Origin of the sequence: Chitinophaga sp. GbtcB8, assembly GCF_019091455.1 — a bacterium.
Lineage (GTDB): Bacteria > Bacteroidota > Bacteroidia > Chitinophagales > Chitinophagaceae > Chitinophaga.
Genome location: NZ_JAGXJN010000009.1, coordinates 137984 through 150043, shown reverse-complemented (window position 1 = coordinate 150043; position 12060 = coordinate 137984). Strand labels below are relative to the sequence as shown.

Annotated in this window: 6 protein-coding genes; 4 read left to right on the top strand and 2 right to left on the bottom strand. The window is 47.2% G+C overall.

Annotation, left to right across the window (positions count from 1 at the left end; genetic code table 11):
- Positions 1 to 3 precede the first annotated feature (3 nt).
- The 4 genes from KVT36_RS11245 to KVT36_RS11230 all read left to right on the top strand — a co-directional run bounded on the left by KVT36_RS11245 (position 4) and on the right by KVT36_RS11230 (position 9369).
- A complete protein-coding gene (locus KVT36_RS11245; protein ID WP_254639952.1) occupies positions 4 to 1470 on the top strand; it encodes a glycosyl hydrolase family 39 in 1467 nt (488 codons plus the stop codon).
- A 163-nt stretch (positions 1471 to 1633) separates the two neighbouring features.
- Positions 1634 to 4552, top strand: coding sequence for a glycosyl hydrolase (locus tag KVT36_RS11240; protein ID WP_254639951.1), 2919 nt, complete (start codon positions 1634 to 1636; stop codon positions 4550 to 4552).
- Positions 4552 to 5985: an arabinose isomerase gene (locus tag KVT36_RS11235; RefSeq protein ID WP_217603585.1), complete on the top strand. Its 1434-nt coding sequence runs from the start codon at positions 4552 to 4554 to the stop codon at positions 5983 to 5985. Before KVT36_RS11240 ends, KVT36_RS11235 begins: the two co-directional genes overlap by 1 nt.
- Before the next feature lie 96 nt (positions 5986 to 6081).
- Entirely contained in the window at positions 6082 to 9369 is a 3288-nt protein-coding gene (locus KVT36_RS11230; RefSeq protein ID WP_217603584.1) for a glycosyl hydrolase, read from the top strand.
- A 1-nt stretch (position 9370) separates the two neighbouring features.
- Here the strand turns inward: KVT36_RS11230 and KVT36_RS11225 are convergent, their stop codons facing one another.
- Both KVT36_RS11225 and KVT36_RS32995 read right to left on the bottom strand, forming a co-directional pair.
- Positions 9371 to 11749, bottom strand: a complete 2379-nt coding sequence (locus KVT36_RS11225) for an ABC transporter permease (RefSeq protein WP_217603583.1) — start codon at positions 11747 to 11749, stop codon at positions 9371 to 9373.
- 186 nt (positions 11750 to 11935) lie between these two features.
- Positions 11936 to 12058: a hypothetical protein gene (locus KVT36_RS32995; protein ID WP_256449958.1), complete on the bottom strand. Its 123-nt coding sequence runs from the start codon at positions 12056 to 12058 to the stop codon at positions 11936 to 11938.
- Between the last annotated feature and the right edge of the window lie 2 nt (positions 12059 to 12060).

Genomic DNA, 12060 nt, shown 5'->3' with positions numbered 1-12060 from the left:
GTTATGAAAACATTTCTTACGCTGGCCCTTATTTTTGCAGGTACGCTTGCTAACGCGCAGGGCCCGCAGCTAAACGTAAACTGGAATGAGAAGGTCATGGTTTCAGCATCAACGCCTACCCTGCAGGTGGTTGGCAACCCTATGCTGCGCCGCAAGGCAGCCATGCACGATGGCGCCTTTAATGCCCTGCGCGATCTGCAGGCCGACTATGTCAGGTATGTGCCCTGGTTTCCTTACCCCAGGCTGGCTGTGGCCGAACTGGAAGCACCCGGCAAAAGCGCTACTTCATGGGATTTTAGTTTGATAGACCCCATGACAATAGACTTCCTGGAAAACACCAAAGGGCACACGGTAATGATGAATTTCAGCACCATACCTCAATGGATGTTTAAAACGGAAAAGCCTGTCGCCTACCCCGATGATCCTAACCAGGTAAGCTGGGGTTACGGCGGTGGAAAAGAGCTGCGCGATACTACTTTAAAAGAGCTAACCGGTTATTATGTAAGGCTGATAAGCTGGTACACAAAAGGTGGTTTTACCGATGAACTGGGCAAGTACCACAGCTCCGGCTATCATTATAATTTCCCTTACTGGGAGGTATTAAATGAACCGGACCTGGAACATAACATGTCGCCGCAAACGTATACCAGATTATATGATGCCATAGTAAGCGCCCTGAAACCTTTAATGCCGAAAACTAAATTCGTGGGCCTGGCATTGGCCGCTGAAAGCCCGGGGTGGTTTGAATATTTCCTGAACCCGGCCAACCATAAACCCGGTGTGCCGCTTGATATGATCTCCTATCATTGTTATGCAGGAGCCAATCCCAACCAGCAATTTGATGCATATGAGTATACCATTTTTGACAAGGCAGAAAGTTTTATAAACAGTGTGGCTTATATTGAGAACATCCGCAAGCGCCTGGCGCCGCGCACGCGCACAGATGTAAATGAGCTGGGCACTTTTGTAAGTAGTGAAATGCGTAACCGGCCTATTGATCCATTGTTCTTTAACCTGTCTGCAAGTGTGTATGCCTATTTCTTCATAGAGCTGTCTAAAGCAGGTATTGATATTATTGGCGAATCGCAGCTGGTAGGTTTCCCTACCCAGTTTCCGGATGTAACCATGATCAATTATGAAAACAATAAGCCTAACCCGCGCTACTGGGTTTTAAAACTGATCAAAGATAATATTCCGGCAGGCAGCACCCTGGTGGGTACAAATGTAGCGGCCAATAACGGGAACGATATTTTAGCGCAGGCATTTGTAGTACAGGGTGTAAAAAAGGTGCTGCTGCTGAATAAGCGGAATAAAACGGTCAGCCTGCAGCTACCGGCGGAGTTTACAGGTGCTAAGGTAAGTACGGTGGACAGTGACTCCGGCGATAACGAAGCAATAGCCACTGTGATTAACGGTGAAGTTACCACGTTAAAACCTTTCGCAGTAAAGCTCATTACACTCAATAGATAACAGGTATACAGCCGGGCCGCAGAGCAGCAATACCAATGGCGGATAACCCGGCTGTTTTTACACCAGCCATCAGATAATACATACCAGGATGTTTAGAAAGTTTATACTATTTTCCATTTGCTTTTTAAGCCTTTTAACCATGGCCAATGCCCAGTTAAAAACAATGAAAGCAAACTTTTTTCACCCGCCGGACCGCTATAAACCAGGTGTATACTGGTATTTTATGGATGGTAACATGTCTGCAGCAACCATTACAAAAGACCTGGAATCCATGAAAAAGGCGGGCATCGGGAACCTGATCTTCCTGGAAGTAAATGTAGGTATCCCTGCCGGCCCGGTAACATTTCTGAGTAATGAATGGACCTCGCTTTTTGTACACGCTGAAAAAGAGGCCCGCCGCCTGGGCATTGAAATAACGCTGGGCATCGGCCCCGGATGGACCGGCAGCGGCGGCCCATGGGTAAAAGCCAGCCAGTCTATGCAGCACCTGGTATGCAGCCAGGTTACTGTAACTGCAGGCGAAAACAAAAAAATTGTTTTACCGGTACCCCCGCCTAAAACGCCCTTCTTCGGAGAGGACGGCCTTACACCTGCGGTTAAAAAAGAATGGTTAGCATACTATGAGGATGTAGCAGTTTTAGCTTTCCCCTTAATCACACAGGATACCCTTATAAAAGACTACGAAGAAAAGGCGCTGTACTATCGTGCACCCTACAGCTCCGGTGTGGTTAAACCATACCTGCCCTCCCCTTCCAATATGAACGATGATAAAAACGCGATTAATAAAAGCGGGATCATTGACATCAGCAGCAAAATGCAGCCGGATGGTACGCTGAACTGGCAACCGCCATCAGGCAAATGGACAGTGATGCGTTTTGTGAGCCGCAACAACGGGGCCATTACGCGCCCCGCGCCAGTACCGGGTTTGGGCCTGGAAGCGGATAAGTTTGATACCATAGCCCTGAACCAGCACCTGGAACATTATGTTGGTTACCTGCTGAATAAAATAGGTAAGCCAGATAAAAATGCGCCGGGCGGTTTAAAGCGCCTGCACATGGATAGCTGGGAAATGGGCGCGCAAAACTGGACCGCTTTATTCAGGAAAGAATTTATAAAGAGAAGAGGTTACGACCCGCTAAAATACTACCCCGTTTATGCCGGCAATGTTGTTGGCAGCCTGGAAGAAAGCGAACGTTTTTTGTGGGACCTGCGGCAAACCGCGCAGGAGCTTGTGTTGAAGAACCATGCACAGCATGTAAAAGCTTATGCCAAACGTCACCAGCTATCACTGTCCATTGAGCCGTATGACATGACGCCCACAGCCGATCTGGAGCTGGGCGCCATTGCCGATGTACCCATGGCAGAGTTCTGGAGCAAAGGTTTTGGTTTTAATGCAACCTATAGCGTTATTGAATCCACCTCCATCGGGCACGTAAATGGTAAATCGCTGATACCAGCGGAAGCCTTTACCGCAGAGGGTGAAGGCTGGAAACAGCATCCTACATCTATGAAAAACCAGGGCGACTGGGCTTTTGCAGCGGGCATTAACCGTTTTGTATATCACACTTTTCAGAACCAGTTCCTGGCTGATTCATTAAAGCCCGGCGCCACCATGGGCCCCTACGGCGTTCATTGGGACCGCGGGCAAACCTGGTGGCCAATGGTAAGCGCTTATCATGATTATGTTACGCGCTGCCAATACATATTACAGCAGGGCCGCACAGTAGCCGATGTACTTTATCTTACACCAGAAGGTTCGCCACTGGTATTTGTACCGCCTGCATCGGCCATTATAGGTGATACCATAGGTGACAGAAAAGGTTACAACTTTGATGGCTGCGCACCCGGCCAGCTAATGAAGGCCACTGTAAAAGACCAGCAGGTAGTATTCCCCGGTGGGGCCAGCTACCGCTTATTGGTGTTACCCATTTATGCATCCATGACACCGCAGCTGCTGACTAAAATAGGCGAGCTGGTTAAACAGGGTGCCACAGTGGTAGGCAATCCCCCCTTACGTGCGCCAGGTCTGACGAACTACCCCGCCTGCGATCAGCAGGTTGCTGCTTTAAGCAAAACCATCTGGGGAGCCGCTGTTCCACCGGATGATATGGTACAGCGGAAATATGGCCAGGGTACTATCATCTGGGGCAAAGCTACCAGCGCCAAACCGGATAATCTGTACCCGCATTATGATCTTACAGCAGGTATTCTCAGATCAAAAGGTTTGGCTGAAGATTTTACAGCAAACGGCGATCTGCGGTACACCCACCGTACTGCTCCTGGCTGGGATATTTACTTTGTATCCAACAAAACAAACAGTCCGGTTAAAACAATCGCGCAGTTCCGCACTGCAAAAGGCGCTCCTGAACTATGGAACGCCGTTACCGGTAAAACCAGCCCGGTAACCGCCTTTGAAAAAACAAATAACATCACATCCGTTGCCTTACAGCTGGATGCCTTTGAAAGCGCATTCATCGTATTTGCCAAAGAACATACCTGGCAGTCCAGCGGCATGGAAAATAACGTTTACCTACAAACGCTGCAAACACTAAACGGCCCCTGGGAACTAAGCTTTGACCCTAAATGGGGCGGGCCTGCGTTTACCGTGTTTGATGAGCTTACCGATTGGAGCCGCAACAGCAACGAAGGGATCAAATACTATTCAGGCGCGGCAGTGTATCACAAAAAATTTGATTTAGCTGAAACAACTGAAGGGCCTTTGTATCTTGAGCTTGGAGAGGTGAAGAACATGGCCCGCGTAACCTTAAATGGCAAAGATCTTGGCATTGTGTGGACCGCACCCTGGAAGGTAGATATTTCCGGGGCGGTGCAGCAAAAAAATAACGATCTTAAGATTGAAGTAATTAATCTTTGGGCTAACCGCTTAATTGGCGACGAGAAAAAACCATACGATGGTATTGTTGATGGAAAGTGGCCGGAATGGTTGCTGAAAGGCCAGCCCCGCACCAGTGGCAGGTATACCTTTACATCCACCAGGCAGTATAACGCAAATTCACCTTTGTTAGCCTCCGGTTTAATGGGGCCTGTAAAGATCACCTGTCAGTTAAAAAAGAAAAATTAATGAATAAACGTACGAGTGTAAAAGCCGGCTTGTTCGGTATAGGCCTGCAGGCCTACTGGGATCAGTTCACCGGGTTAAAGGACCGCTTAACCGGTTATATCAATGCAGTGGCAAAGAATATGGAAAGCTTTGACGCAGAGATCATTAACCTGGGCCTGATAGATACCCCGGAAAAAGCATTTGAAGCAGGGAGCACGTTTAAGTGCGCAGATGTGGATATATTGTTCCTATACGTTTCTACCTATGCCCTCTCGGCCACAGTGTTGCCCGTGGTAAGAAAAGCGAACGTGCCGGTTATTGTATTAAACCTGTCGCCGGAAGCAAGTATAGATTATGCCAGTTTTAATAAACTAAAGGACCGCACTGCCATGACGGGCGAATGGCTGGCGCATTGCTCATCCTGCTCCGTACCGGAAATAGCAAACCTGTTCACCCGTTGTAAGATCCCCTTTTACCAGGTAACCGGCATGCTTAACCACGACCCGCACGTTTGGAGCGAGGTAAAGGATTGGATAGATGCGGCAAGGGTAGCGCGTATCATGTATCACAACAGGCTGGGTATAATGGGTAATTACTATAGCGGCATGATGGATATTTACACGGATCTTACCCTGCAGTGCGCCACATTTGGCGGTCATATGGAAGTGATAGAAGTAGATGAGCTCTCCGGTTTGCGCGAATTAGTAACAGCAGAAGAGATAACAGCCAAATTGCAGGAAATTGAAAAAACCTTTGAAGTGCAGCCAGATTGTTCGCCCTCGGAATTGAACCGCGCCGCCCAAACCGCTGTGGCGCTGGATAAGCTGGTACACAAGTATCAGCTGGGCTCACTCGCTTATTATCATAAAGGAAGCGGCAACGCGGCTAATGAAAATACAGTCAGCTCCGTAATAGTAGGTAATTCACTGTTAACAGGTAAAAATATACCCGTGGCAGGTGAGTATGAGATCAAGAATGCACAGGCCATGAAGATCATGGATAGTTTTGGTACAGGTGGTTCCTTCACTGAATATTACGCTATGGATTATAACGACGATGTAGTGCTGATGGGGCACGATGGGCCCTGCCATCCGGGCGTAGCGGAAGGCAGGATCAAGCTTAAACCCTTACAGGTATACCATGGCAAGGTAGGCAACGGCTTGTCAGTAGAAATGTCGGTTTGTTATGGGCCGGTTACCTTGCTGTCAGTAGTAGAAACTGGCGATGGTGCGCTTAAATTGCTGATTGCGGAAGGCGAATCAGTGCCGGGCCCTATTTTGGAAATTGGCAATACCAACAGCCGCTACAGGTTCCCGGGTGGCGCCAGGAGTTTTGTTGAATCCTGGAACAAACAGGGGCCCGCACATCATTGTGCCATAGGCCGCGGCCATATTGCATCAAAGATCAAAAAGCTGGGTGAGATCCTGAAAGTAGCTACAGTGCAGGTTTGCTGAATCGTCATTGCGAGAAGCGGAGCGAGGGAACAGTGTGTAGGGCGACGAAGCAATGACGGGTATAAGATCATGTTAAATATCAAAAAGTCCTGAGGAATGCCGTTTATTAAACAAGTGAATACTATCCGTTCTTTAATATTGTTGACCAGCCTCACATTGAGCGCTTGTGTAGCTAAAAAACAGCTGTCATCAAATAATACAGTAAAACCTTTGTCCGGCCTTGAAGCTGTTTTCACCAACATCCCCGATACCGTGCAAACCAGTATTTACTGGTATTGGATCTCAGATAATATCTCTAAAGAAGGAGTGATCCGCGATCTTGAATCAATGAAAAAGGTTGGGATCAACAGGGCTTTTATCGGCAATATCTGGCAGGACGATGTACCTGCCGGGAAAGTAAAGATCTTTACACCGGAATGGTGGGATATCCTTCATGCAGCACTCAAAAAAGCAACGGAGCTGAATATAGAAATAGGCATCTTCAACAGCCCCGGATGGAGCCAGTCCGGAGGCCCATGGGTGAAGCCGGAACAGGCCATGCGTTATCTTACCACTACCAGCATCATGGTAAAGGGCCCGGCAAAGTTCAGCAGGAAGCTGGATCAACCTGTAAAAGATTTCCAGGATGTAAGGCTGATCGCCTATCCGGCAGATCCGCTCTTTGAAGAAAACATCGCCAATAAAAAAACCGTTCTGACAAGCGCACCAGCGCTGGATGGGTTAAATAAATTATTGGATGGCAATGATACTATCGGCATTGTATTAACACACTCCGCCCCTTACACTATAAACATAACATTAGAGCAGCCGTATACAGTACGCAGCCTGGTAATTGTGCCTAACCGCAACGAGATGAGCCTGAGTGGCGAGCTGCAGGCTAAGATCAACGGAGCTTACACCACCATAAAACACTTTACAATAGACCGCAGCAATAGCCAGCTCAATGTTGGCTTTAACCCTTACGGTCCGGGTGCAGTAGCATTACCGGTTACTACTTCGCAAAACTTCAGGCTGGTGTTGAACAAGTATTCAAACAACTGCGGTATTGCCGAGATCAGGTTATCGCCAAAACAGGTAGTTGAAGATTATATAGAAAAAACGTTTGCTAAAATGTGGCAAACACCGTTCCCTTACTGGAATGCTTACCAATGGGCGCCAGCGCTGGTTGCTACCGGTAATGAAGGGGTTATTGACCCGGCTAAGGTAATTGATATTTCCAGGTACCTGGCGGCAGATGGAACACTTACCTGGGACGTACCTGCCGGTAACTGGATGATAGAGCGGAGCGGCATGACACCCACCCAGGTACGCAATGCGCCCGCATCACCGGAAGGTACTGGCTTAGAAGCTGACAAGATGAGCAAAGAACATATCAAAGCGCATTTTGACGCCTACCTGGGAGAAATTCTCAGGCGCATACCTGCTGAAGACCGGAAAACATGGAAAGTGACTGTGGAAGACAGTTATGAAACCGGCGGCCAGAACTGGACAGATGATTTCATTGAAAAGTTTAAAAAAACCTATGCTTACGATCCGGTACCCTATATCCCAGTGATGCAGGGCAGCGTAGTTGGCAGCGCAGATCAGTCTGACCGTTTTTTGTGGGATGTAAGACGTTTGATCGCAGATAATGTGGCTTACGAATATGTAGGCGGGTTACGGGAAATAAGCCACCAGCATGGTCTGAGAACCTGGCTGGAAAATTATGGTCACTGGGGCTTTCCTGGTGAGTTCCTGCAGTACGGCGGGCAGTCTGACGAGATTGGCGGTGAGTTCTGGAGTGAAGGCATGCTGGGCGACATTGAGAACAGGGCCGCATCATCTGCCGCACACATTTATGGTAAAACAAAAGTATCTGCTGAATCCTTTACCTGTGCAGGCGCTCCATTTTCGCGCTACCCCGCGGTAATGAAACAACGTGCCGACCGCTTTTTCACAGAAGGAATAAATAACACGCTGCTGCACGTATACATTAGCCAGCCTGCTGATAATAAAGCGCCGGGTTTAAATGCTTTTTTTGGAAATGAGTTTAACCGGTTGAATACCTGGTTTTACGATATGGACATCTTTTTAAAATACATCAAAAGGTGTAACATGATGTTACAACAGGGTAAATATGTAGCCGATGTTGCCTACTTCATTGGTGAAGATGCTCCCAAAATGACCGGCACACAGGATCCTAAATTACCCAACGGTTACTCGTTCGATTATATCAATGCAGAGGTGATACAAACAAGGCTTAGCATCAGCAACGGCAAATTAACGCTGCCCGATGGTTTGTCGTACAGCATATTAGTGTTGCCGCCACTGACAACCATCAGGCCCGCACTTTTGAAAAAAATTAAGGAGCTGGTATTAGCAGGAGCAGTAGTGTTAGGACCCAAACCGGCTACATCACCCAGCCTGGAGAACTATCCGGCAGCAGACCAGGAAGTAGCCCGCCTTGCCGGCGAGCTTTGGGGAAACATTGATGGTAATACCGTTAAGATAAACAAGGTAGGCAAAGGAATGATATTAAGCGGCATGGATCTGCAGCAGGCGCTTAACCTGGTGAATGTTAAGCCGGACTTTAAAGTAACATCAACTGATCCGGTACTCTTTATTCACCGTGATCTGAAAGAAGGCCAGGTATACTTCATCTCCAACCAGGAAAACAGCAGCATAAACATACAACCGGAGTTCAGGGTAAGCGGCCTGGTACCCGAATGCTGGGATCCGGTGAGCGGTGGCAGGCAGGTAATTGAACAGTATTCCACAACAGCCGGATCAACTGTTGTGCCCATGCAGCTGGCCCCAATGGAAAGTGCATTTGTAGTTTTCAGAAAGAAAACATCCGGGCCGGTTAATACGCTTGCTAGTACAGCACCATCCCCGGCAGCTATTGCCATTAACACACCCTGGTCTGTAAAATTTGATGAGAAAATGGGCGGCCCCCTGAATGCAGTGAAATTTGATAGCCTTACAGATTGGTCTGTTCACCCGAACGACAGTATCCGTTATTACTCCGGAGCAGCGGTATATCGCAATAGCTTTACATGGCAGGGAACAGGTAAAGCCAGCCAGGTGTTCCTGGATCTTGGTATGGTTAAGGCCATTGCAAAGGTCAGGATCAATGATGTGGAAGTTGGCGGCGTATGGACAGCGCCCTATAAGGTTGATATAACGGCTGCACTTAAACCGGGAAAGAACACCATCACTATTAAAGTGGTAAACACCTGGGTTAACCGCCTTATAGGCGATAGTGAGCTGCCTGTCACTAAACGCAGCACCTGGACCATCCATAATCCTTATAACAATAAAAGCGCCTTGCAATCATCGGGCTTGCTGGGCCCTGTAAAGCTGGAAGTAAAGGACCGGTCCATACCCGGACAATATCAAAAATGATCTATTCTTTTCTCAGGCTTTCCACCGGGTTCGCCATGGCGGCCCTGATAGCCTGGTAGCTGACCGTTAATATGGCAATGGCTACGGATAAGCAGCACGCAAGTGCAAATACCCACCATTGGATACTAACGCGGTATTCATAACTCTGCAACCATTTATCCATACACCAGTAGGATAATGGAGCTGCTATTATAAATGAGATAATAACCAGCTTTACAAAATCTTTAGATAATAAGGTAGTAATGCCCGTTATGGATGCGCCCAGTACTTTCCGTACACCGATCTCCCGGATCCTGTTCTCTGCCATATACGCAGCAAGACCAAATAAGCCCAGGCATGAGATAAAGATGGTAAGTCCTGCAAATAAAGCGGCTAAAGTTCCCTGGCGTTTTTCATTATCAAATTTCTGCGCATAGGCATCGTCTATGAACTTATATTCAAATGGATATTCCGGATTGTATTTTCTGAAAATAGTTTCTGCCTGTGCCAGGTTTTTTGCAGTAGCATTATTCCCGTTCAGTTTTATCTGTATCACCCGGAAGGTCATAAAGCTGCTCTTGGCGCCGCAGATCAATATTGGCCGGGTGGGTTCATAAGGGCTGGTAAGAATAAAATCTTTAATAACCCCCACAATATGCCAGTTAACACCCAGGTCGCTTACTACTTTACCAATGGGGTCTTTGAACTTCATTACTTTCAGCGCCGATTCATTTATAATTAACCCGGTTGAATCCGTAGGAAATTTTTTCAGATCAAAATCACGGCCCTGTACAAATTGCAGCCCTGCCGTAACACCCAGCCCTTCATCAGATAAATACCGGTCAAAGGAGGTTTTGTCATTCGGGTCCTTTCCCTCCCAATCCTGGCCCCAGCCATTGCTCCACCTTTCTGTAAGCGGCGAGTTTGTTTTTGTAATGGATTTAGCAACACCGGATTCCAGCAGCTCATTTTTTATCAGGGTGTAGTTCTTAGCAGTGGTACCCGTCATAAAAGTGTACACAAGATTATCTTTGTTATACCCCGTTTCCCGGTTACGGGCATAGTCTATCTGCTGTTTTACAATAATAGTGCAGATGATCAGAACAATGGCCGATGTGAACTGCAATACCACCAGCACTTTCCTGGGTGTTACCAGTGCATTCGCTTTTTTAAAGGTGCCTTTCAATACCTTAACAGGCTGGAAGGATGAAAGGAAGAATGCAGGGAAGCTGCCCGCTAACAGGCCCGTGAACAGGATGAACCCTATAAATGCCATCCAGGTATAGATATTACCATAGTTCAGGGATAGCTTTTTATCTGTAAGCTGGTTGTAAGCAGGTAAGCTTACCAGCACAATAATAATAGCTACCATACCTGCCAGGAAGGCAATAAAAACAGACTCCCCGATAAACTGGGTGATGAGCGTACTTTTCTGCGCGCCCACTACTTTCCGTATACCTACTTCCTTTGCCCGTTTTTCACTCCGTGCGGTGCTCAGGTTCATAAAATTGATGCAGGCGATCAATAATATCAGCCCTGCGATAATGCTGAATATTTTTATGAATGTGCTGCGCCCCCCGTTGTCTTCCGCGCCATTTGTAAAGCTTGAATACAAACGCCAGCGCTCAAGCGGGTAAATAAACAGCTCCCATTTCATTGTTTTGGCCTCATCACTATAGTGCTGTTTCAGGTCTTTTACTTTACGGTCTATAACAGCGGGGGTTACATTTGGCTTCAGCAGTACATAAGTAGGGGTGCTGTTATCATTCCAGCCATAGTCCTGTCCCTCCTCATATTTTATATAGGACCAGGGCAATAAGTAATCAAACTGGAACCGTGTATTGGTGGGCGGGTCTTTTACCACACCCGTAACGGTGTAATTATCTTTATTCTCGATCCTTATAATTTTCCCTATTGCATCTTCATTGCCGAAGAAGCTTTTAGCGGTTTTCTCCGTAAGCACCACGGAATGCACATCGTTCAGGGCCGTGAGGGGATTGCCCTTCAGCATCGGGAAGCTGAACATCTGCAGAAAACCCGTGTCCACTACCATCCCCGACTTCACTATTTTCTTTTCTCCAACTGAAAAAAGCAAATTACCATATGAATCCGCTCTTACCGTACGCTCTATTCCAGGCAGGTCTTTTTCCAGGGCGCGGGCTGTTGGTGCGGATACCGTATTCCAGCATGCCACCTTACCCTCAATAGGCACACGGTTCCACACCTCATAGATCCGGTCTTTCTTCTGATGAAACCCGTCGTAGCTTTGTTCATCGTATATCCACATAAAAATAAGTATGGCAGCAGCCATACCTACGGCAAGACCTGTAATATTGATGGCCGAAAACCCCTTATTACGCAGCAGGTTCCGGTAAGCGACTTTGAAAAAATTTCTAATCATGATAGATCAATCATTCAGTGAACTATAACAAACAAGATGGCGGAGGACTGCGCGCCAAGATAATGCCGTATATTCATTTGATTGATTTACAATGCAGTAATTATATTATAAATGGGGGTTTGTTCGGTTTTGAAACAAAACCTGTCCGCTTTTGAACACGCGTTATAAGGATCCACTGTGCAGCTTTCAGGACTGAAAGCTGCCCTCAATATTTTCTGTCCACCATTGCTGAACATTATTAACGGCATTGAAGGTTTCCTCCGGTGTTTGATCTACCAGAAAGGAAACAGTGAAGTTTTGATCGTTCATAA

What these genes read in the sequence shown, in the direction of transcription:
- KVT36_RS11245 (WP_254639952.1), top strand. Translation starts at nt 4, where the DNA reads ATGAAAACATTTCTTACGCTGGCCCTTATTTTTGCAGGTACGCTTGCT.
- KVT36_RS11240 (WP_254639951.1), top strand. Translation starts at nt 1,634, where the DNA reads ATGAAAGCAAACTTTTTTCACCCGCCGGACCGCTATAAACCAGGTGTA.
- KVT36_RS11235 (WP_217603585.1), top strand. Translation starts at nt 4,552, where the DNA reads ATGAATAAACGTACGAGTGTAAAAGCCGGCTTGTTCGGTATAGGCCTG.
- KVT36_RS11230 (WP_217603584.1), top strand. Translation starts at nt 6,082, where the DNA reads ATGCCGTTTATTAAACAAGTGAATACTATCCGTTCTTTAATATTGTTG.
- KVT36_RS11225 (WP_217603583.1), bottom strand. Translation starts at nt 11,749, where the DNA reads ATGATTAGAAATTTTTTCAAAGTCGCTTACCGGAACCTGCTGCGTAAT.
- KVT36_RS32995 (WP_256449958.1), bottom strand. Translation starts at nt 12,058, where the DNA reads ATGAACGATCAAAACTTCACTGTTTCCTTTCTGGTAGATCAAACACCG.